The 21,724-nt window shown below is 43.5% G+C and carries 21 protein-coding genes and 2 tRNA genes; 21 read left to right on the forward strand and 2 right to left on the reverse strand.

Annotation, left to right across the window (positions count from 1 at the left end):
* Nucleotides 1–203 precede the first annotated feature (203 nt).
* From yabG to ACR42H_RS00370, 21 genes are all read left to right on the forward strand, one after another.
* On the forward strand, nucleotides 204–1,088 hold the full coding sequence (gene yabG, locus ACR42H_RS00270; RefSeq protein WP_113885345.1) for a sporulation peptidase YabG: 885 nt from the start codon (nucleotides 204–206) through the stop codon (nucleotides 1,086–1,088).
* Nucleotides 1,089–1,404: 316 nt separating this feature from the next.
* Nucleotides 1,405–1,668 carry a biofilm formation stimulator Veg gene (veg, locus tag ACR42H_RS00275; RefSeq protein ID WP_009336667.1) on the forward strand — a complete coding sequence of 88 codons (264 nt, stop codon included), beginning with the start codon at nucleotides 1,405–1,407 and terminating at the stop codon, nucleotides 1,666–1,668.
* Between the two features lie 222 nt (nucleotides 1,669–1,890).
* Nucleotides 1,891–2,064, forward strand: a complete 174-nt coding sequence (locus ACR42H_RS00280) for a small, acid-soluble spore protein, alpha/beta type (RefSeq protein ID WP_134177297.1) — start codon at nucleotides 1,891–1,893, stop codon at nucleotides 2,062–2,064.
* Between the two features lie 317 nt (nucleotides 2,065–2,381).
* Nucleotides 2,382–3,251, forward strand: a complete 870-nt coding sequence (gene ispE / locus ACR42H_RS00285) for a 4-(cytidine 5'-diphospho)-2-C-methyl-D-erythritol kinase (RefSeq protein ID WP_113885343.1) — start codon at nucleotides 2,382–2,384, stop codon at nucleotides 3,249–3,251.
* Between the two features lie 59 nt (nucleotides 3,252–3,310).
* Nucleotides 3,311–4,129, forward strand: a complete 819-nt coding sequence (purR, locus tag ACR42H_RS00290; RefSeq protein WP_009336664.1) for a pur operon repressor — start codon at nucleotides 3,311–3,313, stop codon at nucleotides 4,127–4,129.
* Nucleotides 4,130–4,153: 24 nt separating this feature from the next.
* Entirely contained in the window at nucleotides 4,154–4,528 is a 375-nt protein-coding gene (ridA, locus tag ACR42H_RS00295; protein ID WP_009336663.1) for a 2-iminobutanoate/2-iminopropanoate deaminase, read from the forward strand.
* A gap of 186 nt (nucleotides 4,529–4,714) precedes the next feature.
* Nucleotides 4,715–5,005, forward strand: coding sequence for a septation regulator SpoVG (spoVG, locus tag ACR42H_RS00300; RefSeq protein ID WP_009336662.1), 291 nt, complete (start codon nucleotides 4,715–4,717; stop codon nucleotides 5,003–5,005).
* Between the two features lie 272 nt (nucleotides 5,006–5,277).
* Nucleotides 5,278–6,651 carry a bifunctional UDP-N-acetylglucosamine diphosphorylase/glucosamine-1-phosphate N-acetyltransferase GlmU gene (glmU, locus tag ACR42H_RS00305; protein ID WP_436374396.1) on the forward strand — a complete coding sequence of 458 codons (1,374 nt, stop codon included), beginning with the start codon at nucleotides 5,278–5,280 and terminating at the stop codon, nucleotides 6,649–6,651.
* A 44-nt stretch (nucleotides 6,652–6,695) separates the two neighbouring features.
* Nucleotides 6,696–7,652, forward strand: coding sequence for a ribose-phosphate diphosphokinase (locus ACR42H_RS00310; protein ID WP_113885341.1), 957 nt, complete (start codon nucleotides 6,696–6,698; stop codon nucleotides 7,650–7,652).
* Nucleotides 7,653–8,240: 588 nt separating this feature from the next.
* Nucleotides 8,241–8,891: a 50S ribosomal protein L25/general stress protein Ctc gene (locus ACR42H_RS00315; protein WP_113885339.1), complete on the forward strand. Its 651-nt coding sequence runs from the start codon at nucleotides 8,241–8,243 to the stop codon at nucleotides 8,889–8,891.
* Nucleotides 8,892–9,157: 266 nt separating this feature from the next.
* Entirely contained in the window at nucleotides 9,158–9,718 is a 561-nt protein-coding gene (gene pth / locus ACR42H_RS00320) for an aminoacyl-tRNA hydrolase (RefSeq protein ID WP_436374399.1), read from the forward strand.
* A gap of 130 nt (nucleotides 9,719–9,848) precedes the next feature.
* On the forward strand, nucleotides 9,849–10,079 hold the full coding sequence (locus ACR42H_RS00325; RefSeq protein WP_113885337.1) for an anti-sigma-F factor Fin family protein: 231 nt from the start codon (nucleotides 9,849–9,851) through the stop codon (nucleotides 10,077–10,079).
* 526 nt (nucleotides 10,080–10,605) lie between these two features.
* Nucleotides 10,606–14,145, forward strand: coding sequence for a transcription-repair coupling factor (mfd, locus tag ACR42H_RS00330; RefSeq protein WP_113885336.1), 3,540 nt, complete (start codon nucleotides 10,606–10,608; stop codon nucleotides 14,143–14,145).
* A gap of 414 nt (nucleotides 14,146–14,559) precedes the next feature.
* The gene (gene spoVT / locus ACR42H_RS00335) at nucleotides 14,560–15,096 is read left to right on the forward strand and encodes a stage V sporulation protein T (RefSeq protein ID WP_113885361.1); all 537 of its coding nucleotides are present in this window, start codon (nucleotides 14,560–14,562) and stop codon (nucleotides 15,094–15,096) included.
* Nucleotides 15,097–15,405: 309 nt separating this feature from the next.
* Nucleotides 15,406–17,013, forward strand: a complete 1,608-nt coding sequence (locus ACR42H_RS00340; protein WP_436374402.1) for a putative polysaccharide biosynthesis protein — start codon at nucleotides 15,406–15,408, stop codon at nucleotides 17,011–17,013.
* An 8-nt stretch (nucleotides 17,014–17,021) separates the two neighbouring features.
* Nucleotides 17,022–18,476, forward strand: coding sequence for a nucleoside triphosphate pyrophosphohydrolase (mazG, locus tag ACR42H_RS00345; protein WP_436374404.1), 1,455 nt, complete (start codon nucleotides 17,022–17,024; stop codon nucleotides 18,474–18,476).
* A 17-nt stretch (nucleotides 18,477–18,493) separates the two neighbouring features.
* Nucleotides 18,494–18,751 (forward strand): RNA-binding S4 domain-containing protein, encoded by a 258-nt coding sequence (locus ACR42H_RS00350; protein WP_113885333.1) that lies wholly within the window; start codon nucleotides 18,494–18,496, stop codon nucleotides 18,749–18,751.
* Nucleotides 18,752–18,924: 173 nt separating this feature from the next.
* A complete protein-coding gene (gene yabP / locus ACR42H_RS00355) occupies nucleotides 18,925–19,227 on the forward strand; it encodes a sporulation protein YabP (protein ID WP_009336651.1) in 303 nt (100 codons plus the stop codon).
* Nucleotides 19,224–19,856, forward strand: coding sequence for a spore cortex biosynthesis protein YabQ (gene yabQ / locus ACR42H_RS00360; RefSeq protein ID WP_113885332.1), 633 nt, complete (start codon nucleotides 19,224–19,226; stop codon nucleotides 19,854–19,856). Before yabP ends, yabQ begins: the two co-directional genes overlap by 4 nt.
* A 15-nt stretch (nucleotides 19,857–19,871) precedes the next feature.
* A complete protein-coding gene (locus ACR42H_RS00365) occupies nucleotides 19,872–20,282 on the forward strand; it encodes an FtsB family cell division protein (RefSeq protein ID WP_436374407.1) in 411 nt (136 codons plus the stop codon).
* Between the two features lie 83 nt (nucleotides 20,283–20,365).
* Nucleotides 20,366–20,818 carry a S1 domain-containing RNA-binding protein gene (locus ACR42H_RS00370; protein WP_113885330.1) on the forward strand — a complete coding sequence of 151 codons (453 nt, stop codon included), beginning with the start codon at nucleotides 20,366–20,368 and terminating at the stop codon, nucleotides 20,816–20,818.
* 278 nt (nucleotides 20,819–21,096) lie between these two features.
* Here the strand turns inward: ACR42H_RS00370 and ACR42H_RS00375 are convergent.
* Both ACR42H_RS00375 and ACR42H_RS00380 read right to left on the reverse strand, forming a co-directional pair.
* Nucleotides 21,097–21,168 (reverse strand) — tRNA-Glu (locus tag ACR42H_RS00375).
* A gap of 147 nt (nucleotides 21,169–21,315) precedes the next feature.
* Nucleotides 21,316–21,389 (reverse strand) — tRNA-Met (locus ACR42H_RS00380).
* Between the last annotated feature and the right edge of the window lie 335 nt (nucleotides 21,390–21,724).

A 21,724-nucleotide genomic window follows, 5' to 3' on the forward strand; every position in this document is an offset into this window, starting at 1 on the left:
TTCTTCATCACACGAATAAAAGCATAGCTTTTAGGAGGAGCTTCTGCCCCCTCGAGGAGTCAGTGGCGGGCAAGGCTTTTCCGCTTTTCTAATTCTACGCACATGTTTATAGACGAATGCATAATTTATGACATAAATATTAAATCACAAACAAGAGACCAGAAGCAGCCCGCGTATACCCTCGGGCAATTGGAGTGACGACATTGACTATAAATACGATGGATATCGTCGGAAGAATTTCGTATCACTGTGATATTTTATTCCGCGTGATTGATATTAAAGAACAGGGCGGCAAAAAAGTGGCCATATTATTCGGAGAGGATATCCGTCTCGTTGCGGATGCTCCCTGTGAGGATTTAATCGTCATTAACCAGGCGCAGCGGATAAAGCTTGAGCAGGAGTATAGGTCGCTTGAGGAACAGTCTTTCCAGCTGTTCCGGCAGGACCTGGCTCTTTTGAGAGAGAAGCAGGAGTATGAGGTGACTGACGGCTACAGCAAGACGCTTAATTATTTTCAGATACCAGGCAGGGTGCTTCATCTGGATGGTGATCCCTCTTATTTAAAGAAATGCTTAAATGTCTATGAAAAAATAGGCATACCCGTAACTGGAATTCATTGCAATGAAAAGGAAATGCCGATGAAAATCGGACAGCTCATCGACCATTACAGGCCTGATATCCTGGTTGTAACAGGTCATGATGCCTATTCAAAGGCAAAGGGAAAGAAATCGGATATCAATGCTTACAGGCACTCCAGGGAATTTGTACAGACGGTGAGGGAAGCGCGAAAAAAAATACCGCACCTTGATCAGCTTGTCATATTTGCCGGAGCATGTCAGTCCCATTTCGAATCGCTGATCCACGCTGGCGCAAACTTTGCCAGTTCTCCTTCCAGGGTGAATATCCATGCCCTTGACCCTGTGTACATTGTTGCGAAAGTCAGCCTTACTCCATTTATGGAAAGAATCAATTTATGGGATATCTTAAGAAATACATTAACAGGTGAAAAGGGACTTGGAGGAATTGAAACCAGGGGAGTCCTAAGAACGGGAATGCCTTATAATGACGATGATTTAAACGAATCCTAACCAGCAGGCCGTTTGCGTATTATAGCGGCTTGTTTTTTTATGCTTTCTCCCAAAAAATTAGATTTGTTAAGCATTTTTCGAGGAATTTCGCAGGTGAAGTTTGACTATTTCCCAGGTAATGTAGTGCAGTCTGGTAAGGCTTTCAAAAAACTATACATAATCCTTGCCATTTAAGGAAATCCTAAAATTGTTGAAAATTAGAAGAAAAAGTAGAAAAAAACATATTGACATTTATTTTTAAACACTGTTATAATTTATATTTTTGTTTGACAGTATTGTGTCAGTGTGATATACTTAACATAGTGAGGTGGACCGAATGGCAAAAACATTATCAGATATTAAAAAAGCTCTTGATTCAAATCTTGGGAAGAGGCTCCTGCTAAAAGCAAATGGCGGGCGCAGAAAGACCATTGAACGCTCAGGGGTTCTGGCAGAAACGTATCCTTCAGTATTTGTGATTGAGTTAGATCAGGATGAAAATGCATTTGAACGGGTATCTTACAGCTATGCAGATGTTTTAACAGAAACGGTTCAAATTACATTCTATGAAGACACATCAGGACAAGTTGCTTTAAGCTAATATATATGACAGGGCGGTGAACAAATTGTTTACTGCTTTTTGTTTGCCTTTTTTAGAGCTTCCAGCGCAAGCAGCCTACCCCCTCGAGGTGTCGGGGTACGCGCCATAGAAGGGCCTCCTTAGATACCAACGGTTGTTCCTGAGACGCTTGTGATTTTCTTAATGAATAAAGGGCCTTTTTCACATACTATACATACCGCAGTGCGAAAGGGGATGTTAATGTTGGGCAGAAGACGGGGCGTTATGTCAGATGGTTTAAAAGAAGAGATTGCGAAAGAGCTTGGCTTTTATGATGTGGTCCAAAAGGAAGGCTGGGGCGGCATCCGGGCCAAAGATGCCGGCAATATGGTTAAGCGGGCTATCGAAATCGCGCAGCAGAACCTTCCTAACAAATAGCATTCGCACAGATTATGTTTAAGCATTAATATGCACTGCGTCAGCCGAAGCCTATGCTTCGGCTTTTCCTTTTATCGAATAGTGTTAACCCTTATATTCCAAGCCATTGCGCTTTTCTGTCTAATTTGTGGTAAAATAGGACAAAAAATGGAGACGCTCTAGAAGAAAAGCACAATACTGCCGCTTATTGCCGGCTAAAAAAAAGTCAATACTGAATGAGGTATGGCTTTCCCTGCAGAATGAGCCGGCTGGCCAAAGTGCTCCGCTTGTGGAGCTGGACAGGAGTCCGATTTATAGGAAAGAAGTAGGTGGAAATGTTGAAGGTCATGGTTAAGGCGCCTGCTAAGATCAATTTGTCATTAGATGTTTTACATAAACGGGAAGATGGCTATCATGAAGTGGAAATGATAATGACAACGATTGATTTGGCAGACCGCCTGGAATTAACACTTTTAGATAAAGATGAGATAAAGATTGTCTCTCATAACCGTTTTGTTCCGGATGATCAGAGGAATTTGGCATATCAGGCTGCACACCTTCTTAAGGAACGGTTTCAAGTGAAAAAAGGTGTGTCCATTACAATAGAAAAGGCAATACCGGTTGCTGCGGGACTTGCTGGGGGCAGCAGTGATGCAGCGGCAGCTCTAAGAGGCCTTAACAAGCTGTGGGATTTGGGGCTTTCATTGGATGAGCTTGCCGAAATCGGGACGGAAATCGGTTCTGATGTTTCTTTTTGTGTTTACGGCGGAACAGCTTTAGCTAGAGGAAGAGGGGAAAAGATTCAGCAGCTTCCTGCTCCTCCTACCTGCTGGGTCATACTGGCTAAGCCGTTCATCGGCGTATCGACTGCTGATGTTTATAGAAGACTGGATGTAGATCAGGTACAGCATCCGAATACTGCAGGAATGGTCGAAGCGATAAATGCGGGCAGCTATGATCATGTCTGCCGGAACATGGGGAATGTTCTGGAGGATGTAACACTAAATATGCATCCCGAGGTGCTGCAGATAAAAGACCAGATGAAACGATTTGGTGCGGATGCTGTTCTGATGAGCGGCAGTGGACCGACCGTGTTTGGACTTGTGCATCATGATTCAAGAATGCATCGGATTTATAATGGCCTTAGAGGGTTTTGCGATCAGGTTTTTGCGGTCAGAATGCTCGGAGATAGACATAAGCTTGATTAAATCCGTATATTAATGGTATATTATCGTTAAAATATTCGGATTTAAATGGGGGTTCCACAATGAAATTTCGCAGAAGCGAACGGTTGATAGATATGACCAATTATTTATTGAACCATCCGCGTCAGCTGGTATCCTTAACTTTCTTTTCAGAAAGGTATGGTTCTGCCAAGTCTTCGATCAGTGAAGATCTCACCATCATTAAAGAAACATTTGAGCAAAGAGGAATAGGCACGCTGCAAACTGTTTCCGGAGCAGCAGGAGGCGTAAAGTTTCATGTTAAAGTAACAGATGATGAAGCCCGGCCATTTGTAGATGAGCTCTGCAGCTTAATTGCCAGTCCGGAAAGGCTTCTTCCCGGCGGCTATCTTTATATGACTGACATCCTTGGAGATCCATTAATTGTACAGCGTGCAGGAAGGCTTTTTGCCTCAGCCTTTGCAGATAAGCCCGTTGATGTAGTCATGACGGTAGCTACAAAAGGAATTCCGCTTGCTTATGCTGCCGCCAACTATCTCAATGTGCCGGTGGTCATCGTCAGACGGGACAGCAAGGTGACAGAAGGATCCACGGTAAGCATTAACTATGTGTCAGGTTCTGCGAAAAGGATTCAGACCATGGTTCTTTCAAAAAGAAGCCTGGCAGAAGGATCCAATGTCTTAATCATTGACGATTTTATGAAAGCTGGCGGAACGGTTAATGGAATGGTCAGCATGCTGGAAGAATTCAAAGCAAACCTCGCGGGCATTGCTGTCCTGGTCGAGGCGGAAAAAGCAGAAGAACGGCTGGTTGATGAGTACCTTTCTCTAGTGCGTCTATCTGATGTTGATGTGAGGGAAAAGAAAATCAATGTAAGTGAAGGCAACTATTTTAAAAAATAATCATATTTTTTAGGGGGAGAATTCATGAAAGTCATTCAAACGAATCAGGCTCCGGCAGCAATTGGGCCATATTCTCAGGGGATTACTGTAAATAACCTATTCTATAGCTCAGGGCAAATTCCGCTTACGGCTGAAGGGGTTATGGTAGATGGGGATGTAAAAGAACAGACCCATCAGGTTTTTAAAAACCTTCAGGCAGTGCTTGAAGAAGCGGGTGCGTCATTAAATACAGTGGTAAAGGCAACGGTGTTTATCAAGGACATGAACGAGTTTGCAGCCATCAATGAAGTATATGGGGAATATTTCAGCACACACAAGCCTGCGCGCTCCTGTGTGGAAGTGGCACGCCTTCCAAAGGATGCATTGGTTGAAATTGAAGTAGTGGCCCTCGTCAAATAAATAACCGCATTTATTTCGCTCGTTCATGTGAACGGGCGTTTTTTATTACAGAAAAATGCTTTAACAGACAATGTTTTACTTTGAACAAAATATTCAAAAAATATTTTTTATCTAAGAAGGAGATTCAGGAAATATGTTGAATTTATACAATTAGGATTATATCTTCTCGAAAAGGTGGTGAACAGAATGGAAGTGACAGACGTAAGATTACGCCGCGTTAACACGGATGGACGAATGAGGGCAATCGCATCTATTACGCTTGATCATGAATTTGTTGTTCATGATATTCGTGTGATCGATGGGAATAATGGCTTATTTGTAGCTATGCCGAGCAAACGTACTCCGGATGGGGAGTTTAGAGATATCGCGCACCCGATCAATTCAGGAACGCGCGGTAAAATCCAGGAGGCTGTATTAGCCGAGTACCACCGTTTAGGTGAATTAGAAGTGGAATTTGAAGAAGCCGGTGCTTCCTAAGAAATAGATCAACAAGGGCCTACTACATAAGTAAGGCTCTTTTTTATTTTAGCTGTAAGGAATTCAAGCTCTGAGTCCCCCTGTTACAGGCGGTGCTTAGGGCTTTTTTCTATCTTGTTCATTACCCTGTCTGTAAAAATATTAAACCATTTCTTCAGAAAATACCGTTAATGGGAATGACAAATATATGTACTTTGTCATCATTTCTTGAAATAAGAGCCCATTTAAGATATATTCGTTATGGATAAAAAGGTTAAATTGGAGGCCTGTCAATGTCTAATCGATTCGCGGTCATTTTAGCCGCAGGCCAGGGGACACGAATGAAGTCAAAGCTTTACAAAGTCCTTCACCCTGTATGCGGCAAACCGATGGTTCAACATGTTGTTGATCAAGTTACAAAGCTTAACATAAAAGAAATTGTCACCATTACTGGACATGGAGCGGAAATGGTGGAGCAGCAGCTGGGCTCAATCAGCAAATATGCTCTTCAGGAGGAGCAGCTGGGCACTGCTCATGCCGTTATGCAGGCTCGCGATATGCTTGAAGGCAAAGAGGGCGTGACGCTCGTAGTCTGCGGAGATACACCGCTCATCAAACATGAAACAATGGAAGCGCTTTTCAAGCATCATGAAGAGCTATCTGCCAAAGCGACTATTTTAACAGCCCATGCGGAAAATCCATTCGGATATGGACGCGTGATCCGAAATGACATGGGGATGGTTGAAAAAATCGTTGAACAGAAAGATGCTTCCGAGGAAGAAAGAAAGATAAAAGAAATCAATACTGGGACCTATTGCTTTGATAATAAGGCCTTATTTGAAGCATTAAACAAAGTTACAAATGATAATGTGCAGGGTGAATATTATCTTCCGGATGTGATTGAGATCCTGAAAAATGAAGGCGAAGTCGTTACGGCTTACCAGACGGCTGATTTTGGCGAAACCCTGGGTGTCAATGACCGGGTAGCCTTGTCACAGGCCGAATCCTTCATGAAACAACGGATTAATGAAGAACATATGCGTAATGGCGTTACCATTATCGATCCGTCAAACACGTATATTGGTGCGGATGTGAAAATTGGCTCGGATACAGTTCTTTACCCTGGAACAATCATTTCCGGCAATACAGTCATTGGTTCTGAATGTGAGATTGGACCTCATACAGAGATTTCTGATTGCCATATTGGGGAAGGCACAGTGATCCGCCAGTCTGCTGCACATGACAGCCATATTGGTTCACAAGTGAATATTGGGCCGTTTGCTCACATTCGCCCGCAATCAGATATTCATGATGAAGTGAAAATCGGCAATTTTGTTGAAGTGAAGAAGTCTGTTTTTGGAAAAGGAAGCAAAGCCTCTCACCTGAGCTATATTGGCGATGCAGAAGTAGGAAGAGATGTTAACCTGGGCTGCGGCTCAATCACTGTCAATTATGACGGCAAAAACAAGTACCTGACCAAAATCGAAGATGGTGTTTTTATTGGATGCAACTCCAATCTCGTGGCACCGGTAACGATTGGGGAGGGTGCATATGTGGCAGCAGGATCGACAATTACAGAAGATGTGCCGGGAGAAGCCCTTTCCATTGCCCGTGCACGCCAGGTGAACAAGGAAAACTACACGCAAAAATTAAATATTAAGAAATAAACCGAACTTTCTATATGTAAGAAATAAATCGATGGAGGCCCAAAATGTCAAACCAGTATTTAGATCCAAACTTAAAGGTGTTCAGTTTAAACTCAAACCGCAAGCTAGCTGCAGAAATCGCCAATGTAATTGGTGTGGAGCTTGGTAAATGTTCCGTAACTCGCTTCAGCGACGGCGAAATTCAAATTAACATTGAAGAAAGCATCCGAGGATGCGATGTATATGTAATCCAATCTACAAGCTCTCCTGTTAATGAGCACTTAATGGAGCTTTTAATCATGATCGATGCTCTTAAGCGTGCATCTGCCAAGACCATCAACATCGTAATGCCTTACTATGGCTATGCCCGCCAGGACCGCAAAGCAAGAGCCCGTGAGCCGATTACAGCTAAGCTTGCAGCAAACCTTTTGGAAACTGCTGGTGCAACCCGTGTGATTACACTTGACTTGCATGCGCCGCAAATTCAAGGTTTCTTCGATATTCCGATCGATCATTTAATGGGTGTCCCAATCCTTTCTGATTACTTTAAGAACAAAATGATGGATGCCGACATCGTAATCGTATCCCCAGACCACGGCGGCGTAACACGTGCGCGTAAAATGGCTGATCGCTTAAAAGCGCCGATTGCCATCATTGACAAGCGCCGTCCAAAGCCGAATGTGGCTGAAGTCATGAACATTGTAGGTAACATCGATGGAAAAACTGCCATCTTAATCGACGATATTATAGATACTGCCGGAACGATTACATTAGCAGCAAATGCCCTGATCGAGAACGGTGCATCAGAAGTCTATGCATGCTGTACACACCCGGTTCTATCTGGGCCTGCCATCGAAAGAATTGAAAACTCAACAATCAAAGAATTGGTTGTAACAAACTCAATTACTCTTCCAGAAGAGAAGAAAACAGACAAGATTGTCGAACTTTCCGTAGCACCGCTAATCGGTGAAGCAATCATCCGAGTTCATGAAGAGCAATCCGTCAGCACTTTGTTTGATTGAGCGGTAATTAAATAACTTATCCAGGCTTGCTGTAAAGCAAGCCTGATCTGCGTTCTTTTTCGGATTGTTCTAATCGCTAACTAACTTTAACGAACTGGGCTGATTGGAGCGAAGGGCACTTGATCCTCGAAAATGCATCCGTCTTTTCTTCGTGCGGTGCTAATTCAAGGAAACTTATTCAGTGTCCTGCGGAAGGAGAGGGAGTGAGAGACCCCGCAGGCGAAGCCGAGGAGGCTCTCATTCCTCCCCTCCGGAAAGCAAGTGACCGCAGCAGAAATCAACGGGTAATATTCAAAAGCTTTGACAAAAAATCATAAGGAAAGCCAAAGATAATATAAACCTGAAAAAAACAAAAACGTTTAGACTTCCTCATTTTAGGGCATTTTTTTATATAGACACGACTTTATCGCAGTCTAACGGGCAGTATGACTCCCATTACTAGACTCGAAGGAATAAAAGGCGACTTAGCGGGAGTCAAAATGTCCGTAAAGGCCCTTGGTTCAACTAACAATTAGCGGGGGATAAAAAACCCCTGCTGATTGAAGGTTCACTTTATAAATTTTTCTAAATGAGGAAGGGGACGTATTTATGACAGCTGTATTGCAAGCAAAAGAAAGAAAAGGTTCACGCAATTCCAATTTAACTTCACTGCGAAAAGAAGGTAATATTCCGGCAGTTGTGTATGGTTCAAAACAGCAAAGCCAATCCATCTACTTAAGCGAAGCCGATTTTCTTAAGACGATAAAGGAAGTGGGCAGAAACGGCGTATTTTCATTAGATGTAGATGGCAGCAAACTTGAAGTGGTGCTTGGTGACTACCAGTCCAATCCAATTAAAAATGCAATTGTCCATGCTGATTTTCTAGCGGTGGATATGAATAAGGAAATGACAGCCGATGTACGCGTCGTCTTGACTGGAGATGCAGCGGGAGTAAAAGATGGAGGCGTTATGCAGCAATCCATGCATGAAGTCTCTGTTACAGCGACACCGAATAATATTCCACCTTCTGTTGAAGTGGATGTAACGAATTTGCAGGTGAATGAGACCTTAACAGTTGCTGATATCAAGGCAGATCGCGGCTATGGAATCAATAATGAGGATGAAGAGGTTATCGCTTCCATCCTTCCTCCGAGACAGGAAGAAGAAATCAGCAGCGGTGAAGAACAGGAAGCTGGCACACCTGAAAATGAAGAAGGCAGAGAAACAACAGCAAATGAAGATAAAACAGGTGGAGAATAAGCTCAGGGAAACTATTCTTGCGGGGGCTTGGCAATAATGGCCGGCCCCTGTTTGCATGCATTAAAATAAATCCGAATGAGACGCACATACGGGATAAGATCAGAAGCAGCAGGGGCAATTGAGTCCGAACCTGGCTCAGCTTCCGACAGAATCTTCTTACCGAACAACACACTTTCTACTATAATGAAAAAGAGAATCGAAAAAGTTCAGAGCGCGCGTCTGGTTAAATACTAGGCTTCTGCGCTTTTCGAATATGGGGTGAGAAAATGAAATTAATTGTAGGGTTGGGGAATCCCGGCAAGCAATATGATAAAACGAGGCACAATATTGGCTTTGATGTGATTGATGTTTTATCGGACCGGCTGAATATTCCTTTGAATCAGGCCAAGCTGAAAGGCATATTTGGCATCGGCTATGTGAACGGAGAGAAAGTATTTCTGCTTAAACCTCTTACATATATGAATTTATCAGGAGAATCCATCCGGGCTGTTATAGATTATTTCGAGATAAATGATGATGAACTTGTGGTTATCTATGATGATCTGGATCTTCCTGTAGGCAGGATCCGTCTCCGTCAAAAAGGGAGCGCAGGTGGCCATAATGGGATCAAATCTACAATCGCGCATCTGGGAACACAGGAATTTAACAGAATCCGAGTTGGCATCGACCGTCCGCCGAGCGGCATGAAGGTGCCTGACTATGTGCTGGGCCGCTTCACGAAAGAAGAGCAGGCTATTATGGACGAAACGGCTAAAAAGTGTGCAGATGCCTGTGAGGAATGGTTCAGAAAACCATTTTTACAGGTAATGAACGATTTTAATCAATAATCTTCATATTTTATCAATCTTATCATAGAATAATGTATCTCTTCATTGCCGGCATCGTCTGATTGCATGAATAAGTTCCCTTCCTGAGGTCCATACTAGAATCATGGACAGTTTAACGGGAGGGACAGGCATGGCTATTCATTATCATTGCCGTCATTGCGGAACAAAGATTGGTTCAATAGAGAACAGCTCTGTTTATTCAGAGCAGCTTGGCTTCCATAAGCTAAATGATCAGGAACGCCAGGAGATGATCTCTTATGACCAATCAGGAGATATGCTTGTAAAAGCGATCTGTGAGGATTGCCAGGAATCACTGGAACGCAATCCGGATTACCATCAGCAGGACTTTATTATTCATTAACAAGCTTTGGAGACGATCCAAAGCATTTTTCTATTTCTATGTGAGGGATTCATTGTATTTAATAGAAACCGTTCTATAGATTCTTGTTGCATCCATATTATATTTAGTAAGATTAATGAAAGTTAAAATGGATTTTGCAGAATGTCAGTTATCTGGCTCGATGGGCCAGGAGTGGCATCTGCTTTTTGGCGGTTGAACTGCCTGGGAAAAGATACTCTTTGAAAGTTGAGAACTGTCTAGCTCCAGCGCCTGCCCCCTCGAGGTCACAAGCCAATCCTCCCAAAAAGGCAAAGAACGCCTTTCTGTGAGGCTCGTCTTATGCTTGTCGGGGCTGAATCAAGGCGCTTGCGCTTTTGAAAGATAAAGGGAATTTTGAACGTTGAGAACTGTCTAGCTCCAGCGCCTGCCCCCTCGAGGTCACAAGCCAATCCTCCCAAAAAGGCAAAGAACGCCTTTCTGTGAGACTCGTCTTATGCTTGTCGGGGGTGGGCAAGGCGCTTGCGCTTTTCTTAAAGGAGGGGCTTTCATGTTAGGTCTTAAAGAGATTATTAGCCGGCAGGATGATGTAAGTTCCATCTTGTCTGGCATAGAGGAAGGGCTAAGGGAGCAGATGCTTGCCGGATTGTCAGGATCAGCACGCACCTTGTTTTTGTCTTCCATATATGAGCAATCGGGAAGGCCGATGCTTGTTGTAACACATAACCTTCTGCAGGCACAGAAGCTATATGATGATATCGTCAATCTGGCAGGAGAATCGGAAGTGTTTTTGTATCCTGCAAATGAGTTGATTGCAGCGGAAATGGGGATTGCCAGCCCGGAATTAAAGGCCCAGCGGATCGAGGCTTTAAATTATTGGAGCAAATATAAAACGGGAATCATGATCGTCCCGATGGCAGGGTTAAGAAAGATTCTCCCGCCTCCAGGCCACTGGCAGAAATACCAGCTGTCTTTAAAAATTGGCGATGAACTGACAGATGAACAATTAAAAAACTTTGTCCGGATGGGCTATGTTCGTTCGGAAATGGTTTCTTCGCCGGGAGAATTCAGTGTCAGGGGCGGAATCATTGATATCTATCCCCTGACTGAGGCTGATCCAGTTAGGATTGAGCTATTTGATACAGAAGTTGATTCAATCCGGACTTTTTCTTTGGAGGACCAAAGGTCAAAAGAAAAATTAAACGAGATTTCGATTGGGCCAGCAACCGAAATACCTCTGGATTCAGAACACTTCCAGATATTAATTGAAAAACTGGAAAAAGGTTTGGGATCAAGCCTGAAAAAACTGAAAGATGATAAAGCGAAAACACAGCTGGCCCAGAATGTTGGCTATGAATTAGAACAGCTGCGAATGGGGAACAAGCCTGAACAGCTTTTCAAATACCTATCGTTTGCCTTTGAGGAAGGAAGTAGTTTAGTAGACTATCTCCCTGCCAATGGCTTAATTTTTATTGACGAAATCAGCCGTGTGCAGGAAATGAATGACTCCCTTGATAAGGAAGAGGCCGAGTGGTATACAAGTCTTCTGGGTGAGGGCCAGATAATTCATGATGTGAAGATTTCACACACCTTAAAAGAGTTTCTGCACCGTTCAAAGCATCCGATTACGTATATGTCCCTGTTCCTGAGACATGTACCGAATACAAATCCGCAAAACATCATTAATGTCACCTGCAAACAGATGCAGAATTTCCATGGACAAATGCATGTGCTGAAAAGCGAGCTGGACAGATGGAAAAAAGGCAGATTTTCAGTCGTATTCCTGGGTCCCGACGAAGAGCGGATTAAAAAGCTGCAAAGAGTGCTTGAAGACTATGAGATTGAAGCGGCATTTGTGAGTGAGGATGACCCGATTTTAACAGGGAAAATTCAAATTACAGAGGGCAGTCTGCAGACCGGATTCGAGCTTCCAAGCCAAAAGCTGGCTGTTATTACGGAAGAAGAGCTTTTTAACAAACGCACAAAAAAGAAAGCCCGCAGGCAAAAGCTTTCAAATGCAGAGAGAATTAAAAGCTATTCCGAACTGAAGGTTGGAGACTATGTTGTTCATGTAAATCACGGGATCGGGAAATACTTAGGGATTGAAACTCTTGAGATTAACGGGGTCCACAAAGATTATCTCCATATCCGCTACCAGGGCAGCGACAAGCTTTATGTGCCAGTGGAGCAGATTGAGCTTGTCCAGAAATATGTCGGCTCCGAAGCTAAAGAGCCAAAAATTTATAAGCTGGGCGGAAACGATTGGAAGCGGGTTAAGAAAAAGGTTCAATCATCTGTTCAGGATATTGCGGATGATCTGATTAAGCTATATGCAGAACGCGAGGCATCAAAAGGCTATGCCTTCAGTCCGGATGGGGATATGCAAAGGGAATTTGAAGCGGCCTTCCCATACCAGGAAACAGAGGACCAGATCCGTTCCATCCATGAAATTAAGAAAGATATGGAGAGGGAGCGCCCGATGGACCGCTTATTATGCGGAGATGTGGGCTATGGGAAAACAGAAGTGGCCATCCGTGCTGCTTTTAAGGCGATTGCGGATGGAAAACAGGTTGCCATCCTCGTTCCGACGACCATACTGGCTCAGCAGCACTATGAAACAATGAGAGAACGATTCCAGGACTATCCAATTGAAATTGGGCTATTAAGCCGATTCAGAACGAAAAAGCAGCAGACCGAAACCCTTAAAGGCTTAAAGGCAGGGACTATTGATGTAGTTGTCGGCACACACCGGATTTTATCAAAAGATATCCAGTATAGAGAATTAGGCCTGCTCGTTATTGATGAAGAGCAGCGCTTTGGAGTAACACACAAAGAAAAGATCAAGCAGCTTAAGACAAATGTGGATGTCCTTACCCTGACTGCAACGCCAATCCCGAGAACCCTTCATATGTCAATGCTGGGCGTTAGGGATCTATCGGTTATAGAAACACCTCCTGAGAACCGGTTCCCGGTCCAGACTTATGTGATGGAGTATAATGGTGCACTGGTACGTGAAGCAATTGAAAGGGAACTGGCGAGGGATGGACAGGTCTATTTTCTATATAACCGGGTGGAGGATATAGAACGAAAAGCCGAGGAAATATCCATGCTAGTTCCAGATGCAAGGGTAACATATGCCCATGGGAAAATGACGGAAAATGAGTTAGAATCTGTTATGTTAAGCTTCCTGGAAGGCGAGTCCGATGTTCTCGTCAGCACAACGATCATTGAAACAGGCGTAGATATTCCAAATGTCAACACGCTGATTGTCCATGATGCAGACAAAATGGGCTTGTCCCAGCTTTATCAGCTTAGGGGCCGGGTTGGCCGTTCCAACCGGGTTGCCTACGCATACTTCACATATCGAAAAGACAAAGTATTAACGGAAGTAGCAGAAAAGCGGCTTCAGGCCATAAAGGAATTTACAGAGCTCGGTTCAGGTTTCAAAATTGCCATGCGGGATTTATCAATCAGAGGCGCCGGCAATCTGCTTGGAGCCGAACAGCATGGATTCATCGACTCTGTCGGTTTTGATCTGTATTCGCAAATGCTTAAAGAAGCGATTGAAGAACGGAAAGATAAGCTGGATGGCGTCGAGGCAAAACCGGCTAAAATTGAGATCGACCTGGATGTTGATGCTTATATTCCTGATTTCTACTTGTCTGATGGCCATCAGAAAATAGAAATGTATAAGCGCTTCCGCGGCATTTCTTCACTTGAAGATGTGGAAGAGCTCCAGGATGAGATGATCGACCGTTTTGGCGAGTATCCGGATGAAGTAGGGTATTTATTCCAGATTGCCGAAATGAAGGCATACGGTGAACTTGCCGGAGTCGAGACGGTTAAACAATCCAAACAGGAAGTACTGATTCTTTTATCGGAAAAGGCCAGCGAGCATATAGATGGCCAGAAGATTTTCCAGATCACAAGCAAATACGGCAGAATGATCGGCCTGGGCATGGAGGGAAAGAAACTGAAAGCTGTCCTCCATATTAAAGGCGTCAAAACAAATGAATGGCTCAATATTGCATACGAAGTGATCAAAGGAATGCAGGAAGCGAAAAAAGAGCAGGAATATCCAACTGCGTAAATTTATGGAAACATCACTGTCAATAAAATGAAACAATAGAAATGTTTATCTCTTTCTGACGAGGGTAATTTTAAGTTGAAGGATCATTTGGAATGTTTATCCGATTTTGGAATGAATAACATCTATGAGAAAAAGTTTTTGTGCACGTATATAACTTTCCATATGAAAGATACTAAGTTCAAACATGGCGATGCATTCATTTTCTCCCAATTATGGATCATAGCCAAAAGAGGAAAGAGTAAGTGCTGTGCTGGAGATAGAGTTGTCTAGCTCCAGCGCCAAGCCCCTCGAGTCATAAGTCAAATCACTTCAGAAGTCGGGATTTCCTATGTGATTCATCTTATGCTTGCCAGGGCTGAGCAAGGCGCTTCCGCTTTTCTATTAAATCATCAGATGAAAGTGAGGCAACGTTGGATGAAAGCAACAGGTATAGTTCGTCGAATCGATGATTTGGGTCGTGTAGTCATTCCTAAAGAAATCCGCAGAACACTGCGTATTCGTGAGGGGGACCCGCTGGAGATTTTCGTAGATCGTGATGGAGAAGTCATCTTAAAGAAATATTCACCAATCAGTGAACTGAGCGATTTTGCAAAAGAATATGCAGAAGCATTATATGACAGCCTGGGAAATCCAGTGTTAATCTGTGACAGAGATACTTACATTGCTGTTGCAGGAGGTTCTAAAAAGGATTACTTAAACAAAAACATAAGCGAACTTGTTGAAAAAACAATGGAAGAGCGCAGTTCAGTCCTGGTTAACCAGTCAGGCGACATCTCGCTTGTTGACGGGAACACAGAGCCTTCCTCCGCTTATACAATCGGCCCAATCATTGCAAACGGCGACCCAATTGGAGCAGTTATCATTTTTGCAAAAGAAGATTCACTGGGCGACGTGGAACAAAAAGCAGTTGAAACGGCAGCAGGCTTCCTGGCCAGACAAATGGAATCATAAAAATGGATACTTAATGAAAGGGGTAGCGGAATGCTGCCTTTTTTCTTTGGCCCGGGAATGGCGGGCACGCAACCGAATAAATGATGCGCGAACACAAAGATATCCCGCGCACAAGGTTAGTGAACGCGCAAAAACCCAAGGATATCCGCCCGCAAAAATATGAAAGACACGCAGAACCGAAAAACAAAGCCCGCAATCCCGGTGAATCCGCGCACAAACAAAAATATCCGCAACAAACCCAAGCGTTCCCGCGCAGAAAGCCTCAATATGCTATAATACTTTCGAATTCAATTGGAAGGAGATGGGCAATTGAAGCCCGTTCAGACATCTGGCGATTTGTTTAAAGGAGCGTTTATCCTCACGATCGCTGCCCTGATTACAAAAATTTTGAGTGCTGTTTACCGGGTCCCCTTTCAAAATATCGTTGGGGACGTAGGGTTTTATATATATCAGCAGGTTTATCCGTTTTATGGAATCATTATCGTGTTATCTACATATGGATTTCCTGTCATTATTTCAAAGCTTTATGCCGAGCAGGCCGCTTTAAAGAAAGAGAAGGATATTCAGAACTTATTTGCCGTTTCTGCCTTTGTTCTGTCCATAATAGGTTTTATCGGGTTCTCCATTCTGTATTGGGGTTCGGACTGGCTGGCTGTCAGGATGGGCGATCCGCAGCTGGCGATCTTACTCAGAGTGGTGGCAGCCATGTTTCTTCTTTTTCCGATCCTGTCCCTTTTCCGGGGATATTTTCAAGGTAAAGGAGATATGGTTCCAACCGCTGTTTCCCAGGTAGGAGAACAGCTTGTCAGAGTCATTACCATTCTGCTGGCCGCGTATTTGCTTGTTAAGGGAGGAAATTCTCTATACACGGTGGGAGGCGGGGCCCTTTTTGGGGCCATAACCGGCGGACTTATTGCCATCCTGATTTTATTCACCTTCTTTTATATAAAAGAAAGAAAAAACCTGCCGTCCGCCATTGCCATCGATTTTAAACAAAGCGGCAAGCTGGCCAAAACGATTATCATACAGGGGTTTGCCATCTGCATCAGCAGTCTCGTGCTTATTTTCATTCAGCTGGCAGATTCGTTTAATTTATATTCGCTTCTATTAACATCCGGAGTTGAAGGAGAGGAAGCGAAGGCCCTCAAAGGTGTGTATGATCGCGGACAGCCGATTGTCCAGCTGGGCATTGTTGTGGCAACATCCATGTCCCTGTCGCTTGTGCCGCTCATCTCCAAAGAAAAAATGAGAAATCAGCCTGCATTCCTTCATAATAAAATCAGACTTGCCCTTCAAATCGGTATTCTTGTTGGAGCTGCAGCAACGGTGGGCCTCTGGAATATCATAAAGCCTGCAAATATTATGCTGTTTGAAAATTCAACTGGATCGGATGTCCTGGCGATTCTTAGTCTGCTGATTTTGCTGAGCAGCCTGATCATCACAATCACAGGCATCCTACAGGGATTAGGATTTATCTTTTTCCCAGCAGCGTCCATTTTGATGGGATTTGCGGTAAAGCTTGGCCTGAACATCCTATTGGTTCCTTCTTACGGCACAGCCGGCGCAGCGGTCGCATCATGCCTGGCACTTGCTGCTGTCTTCATTTTTCTTATTGCAAAGCTTCGTTTATATTTGAAGATATCATTGATTTCTCTGCGCTTTTTAGTGGTGGCCGGATTTGCTGCTTTGGTGATGTCGGTTGTTTTGCAGCTGTATCTTCAGGCAACAGCCATGCTGCCAATACCGGAACCGGGCAGAATGTTTGCCGGATTCCAGGCATTAAGCGGCGTAGCGCTGGGGGGCTTTACGTATTTGTATATTGTGTTTAAAGGCAATACTTTTAAAGAGGAAGAGCTTGCTCTGCTTCCGCTTGGAAGCAAGCTCATGTTTTTGCTTCCCAAAAAGACTAGGAGATGAATCGCTTTATGAAAAAAATAACCATTCTCGGGCTTGGAGCAGGAGACTTGGATCAGCTTCCTTTTGGCGTATATCGAAAACTTAAACAGGCAGAGGTTTTGTACCTTCGGACAAAAGAGCATCCGGTTCTGCGGGATCTCGAACGAGAAGGGCTGACTTATCAGTCTTTTGATCATATCTACGAAAAGCATGAGAAATTTGAAGAAGTGTATGAGGAAATTTGTGAGTTTCTCCTGGAAGAAGCCCTTGCCAAAGAGATTACATATGGAGTTCCAGGCCATCCGCTTGTTGCGGAACGTACGGTGCAGCTTCTCATAGAGCGTGCCCCGCAGAGAGGCATTGAGATTATGATCGAAGGAGGACAAAGCTTCCTTGATCCTTTATTTCAGGCTTTGAGAATTGATCCGATCGAAGGATTTCAGCTTCTGGATGGAACCGATTTAAACAGAGATGAGATCCAGGTGGCCCAGCACGTCATCATTGGACAGGTTTATGACCAGTTTGTTGCGAGTGACGTCAAGCTGACACTGATGGAAAAGCTGCCTTACGATTACGTGGTTTATATTGTAACAGCTGCCGGCAGCAAGGATGAGGTTATTAAACAAGTGCAGCTGCATGAACTGGATCATAATATGGAGCTGAATAACTTAACTTCTGTATATGTGCCTCCTGTAAACAATGATTCAGTCCTCTATAAAGATTTTTCAAAACTGCGGAGCATTATTGCGGAACTGCGGGGGCCAAACGGCTGCCCATGGGATAAAAAGCAAACTCATGATTCATTGAAAAAATATTTAATTGAAGAAGCCTATGAGCTGATTGAAGCGATCGATAATGAAGATAGCGAGCATATGACAGAGGAACTGGGAGATGTCCTTCTCCAGGTGATGCTTCATGCACAAATTGGCGAAGACGAAGGCTATTTTACCATCGATGATGTGATCGAGGGACTTTCTGAAAAAATGGTGCGCCGTCATCCTCATGTCTTTGGTGATGTACAGGCAGAAAATGAAGAAGAGGTGCTTAAAAATTGGCAGAGCATTAAGCAGGAAGAAAAGGGTGAAACGCAGGAGTCCATGATGGATACTGTCCCGAAATCATTCCCGAGCTTAATGAGAGCGGCTGAAATTCAGAAAAAAGCAGCAAAAGCCGGCTTTGACTGGAAGGAAGTTGAGCCTGCCTGGGAGAAGGTAAAAGAAGAGATTGCGGAATTCGAGAAGGAAGCCGTGAACTCCAGCCCCGAGATGGAGGCGGAATTTGGCGATATCCTGTTTGCGCTTGTGAATATTGCGCGTTTCTATAAAATTGATGCCGAAGAAGCTGTGAGAAAAACCAATGAAAAATTCATCCGCCGTTTTACTTATGTGGAAGAACGGGTAATGATGAGCGGCAGAAAATTTGAAGACTTTACGCTCGAGCAGCTCGATGAATTCTGGAATGAAGCAAAATCCAAAGGATACTAATAGAGGAGTGGCAATAGATGAGATTAGATAAATTTCTAAAAGTATCAAGGCTAATAAAAAGAAGAACACTGGCAAAAGAAGTCTCCGATCAGGGAAGGATCTCCATAAATGGACAGCAGGCCAAAGCAAGCTCAACCGTTAAAGTGGGAGATGAACTTCAAATCCGCTTTGGGCAGAAGCTGGTAACGGTCAAAGTGGAGCGCCTGCAGGAAACGACCCGCAAGGAAGAAGCGGCGGAAATGTACTCGATTGTTAAGGAAGAGAAAGTGGAATAGCGGCCTGCGCCTATGGAGATTGGCGTTAAATCTTGATTTAACGGAACTTCGTCCGTATCATTTTTCAAATTCAGCAGCGCCTCCGCTTTTCCTATTGGCTTGTTCTATTTTAATTCCCCTTTTCATAAACATGTACAAAAAGGTTGTACTATGCTGATTGCGGGGGATGAATAATGAGTCAATATTATGAGTCAAGTTCGAACAAAACCAATACTCAGGAACATGATGTCATTATGAGAGGCAGAAGACTGCTCGATATTACTGGTGTTAAACAAGTCGAAAGCTTCGATAATGAAGAGTTTTTGCTGGAGACGGTGATGGGTTTCCTTGCGATTAGAGGGCAGAACCTGCAGATGAAGAATCTGGATGTCGACAAGGGAATTGTTTCCATCAAGGGGAAGGTATTTGACCTTGTTTATATTGACGATCAGAATGGAGATAAAGCTAAAGGATTCTTTAGCAAGTTGTTCCGATGACACTGACCACTCAATTTGTAACCATGCTGGCGATGATCGGCATGGGAAGTGTGTTTGGGGCTGCCCTTGATACGTATAATCGTTTCCTGCAAAGAACCAGGCGGAAAAGCTGGCTTGTATTTATTAATGATATCCTTTTTTGGCTCGTCCAGGGCCTGGCAATCTTCTATATTTTATTTCTGGTGAATAAAGGCGAGTTAAGGTTTTATATTTTCATTGCTTTGCTGTGCGGTTTTGCCGCTTATCAAAGTTTATTTAAGAAAATGTATCTGCGGGTATTGGAGATATCCATCCGGATGGCGATCTCCATATACCGCTTTTTCGTTAAGACCTTTACTTTGCTCATCTATAAGCCCATCCAGGGTCTTATTATGGCGTTAATTGCGGTAGCCGTTATGCTTGGAAAAGGACTTTATTCCCTATTAAAAGTCATACTTCGAGTCTTTTGGTTCATCTTGAAAGTGGTTTTTCTGCCTGTCAAATGGATTTTGTCACTTTTGTGGAAACTTTTGCCGAAAAAGATTAAAAAAACAGTCGAGAAGTTATATAATAAATTGGCAGGATATTTACAGCTAATAAAGAATTATGTTTTAAAATGGATTGCAAAGTGGAAAAAACCTAAAGAGTAAGGAGGGAGTGCGGAAGTGAGTGTCACCAAGAAGAAAAATGTAGCCAAAATGGAAACCAGCTATGTCAAACAGCAGGAAGCAGCAGAGATCAGTGCGGGCCGTAAGAAAAAGCTATTATTTCGAAGATTAGCGGCATTTTTCACACTGGCAGCCGTCGTTTCATTTTTTATGATCTCCACACTCGTTTCGCAGTCTGCTGCTCTGGAAGAAAAAGTGGAAGAGAAAACCCGGCTGGACCAGAAGCTTTCTGACCTGAAGAAAAAGGAAGTTATGCTTGAAGAAGAAATTGTTAAGCTGAATGATGATGAGTATATCGCGAAACTTGCCCGCAAAGATTACTACCTATCTGACAACAACGAAATCATTTTTAACCTCCCTGAAGAAGAGACGGAAAAAGAAAAGAAAAAGGAAAAAAAGGCCGATTGACGCTATATTGACACTTTTTTTTTAGTTTCTGTATAATATATAGTAAATTTTGATTTAAATCTTTCAAGGAGGCAATTTTTTTAATGTCAATCGAAGTAGGCAGCAAGTTAAAAGGAAAGGTCACAGGCATTACAAAATTCGGAGCATTTGTGGAGCTGCCGGAAGGCTCAACGGGTCTGGTGCACATAAGTGAAGTCGCTGACAAGTATGTAAAAGATATTAATGAGCACCTCAAAGTAGGTGACTTGGTTGAAGTGAAAGTCATTAATGTCGAAAAGGACGGCAAGATTGGATTATCCATCAAAAAGGCAAAAGACCGGCCTGAGCGTTCTGAAAGACCTGATAGAGGCGACAGAAAAGAATTCAGACCTAATTCAAACTCTGGCCGACCTCGCCATAACAGATCAAACGACCATCGCCCTAAAGAAAACTTTGAAGCCAAAATGGCTCGTTTCCTAAAGGACAGCGAAGATCGTCTGTCATCTCTAAAACGCCATACCGAATCCAAACGCGGAGGAAGAGGCGCTAAACGATGATAACTTGCTGCTGATCGATCTATATAGCAGGATGGAAAACAAGTCCGATGGGGCTTGTTTTTTTGTGCTGTTTAGCGCTGTTATTTCTGATGGAAACCTTATTAATAGTGAAACCTTGATGCGGCGAGAAGTGACCGATATATCGGAAAAGAGACCGATAAACTGAAAAGTAATTTAAAAAGGTTCATCAATTGCCAGGTTAAAGCTGTTCTGAAAGACGAAGAATCCCTCCAAATCCATCAAAAAAACGCCAGCCTAAGGCTGACGCTCTTTTGAAATGACCCGTACGGGATTCGAACCCGTGTTACCGCCGTGAAAGGGCGGTGTCTTAACCGCTTGACCAACGGGCCGTGGAAGATAACATTCTAAGTTGTCCAGCTTCAGCGCCTGCCCCCTCGAGGTCACAAGCCACTCCTCCCAAAAAGGTAATAAACACCTCTAATTGAGGATCGTCTTGTGCTTGTCGGGTGTGACCAAGGCGCTTCCGCATTCTGTGATAGCGGCGGAGGGGATCGAACCCCCGACCTCACGGGTATGAACCGTACGCTCTAGCCAGCTGAGCTACACCGCCATAATTTCATAGATTTATAGTTGTGCTCTGAAGCACAAGATTTATAATACAAATTTTTAAAAAGGAAGTCAATAAGATATTTAAAGAAATATGTCGTAAACCTCCCTTGCCTCTTCGTCAATTTCTTCCATGCTTCTCTTTCCGCAGAAAGCTGTCATTCTAAGGGTTTGTTTACTTTTTTTGTCAGAATTAACTGGAACTTCAGGAAGACCAATTTTAAATCTTGTTATCTCTCCCCATATATAGTGGAAAACCGTCGAACGAAAAGCCGGGGCTTGTCCGCTATTTTGACAAACTTCTGGAGCGCTGGATTTTATAATTGTCAGCAACGATAA

It is taken from the genome of Cytobacillus sp. BC1816 (genome assembly GCF_051353635.1).
Taxonomy (GTDB): domain Bacteria; phylum Bacillota; class Bacilli; order Bacillales; family Cytobacillaceae; genus Cytobacillus; species Cytobacillus oceanisediminis_C.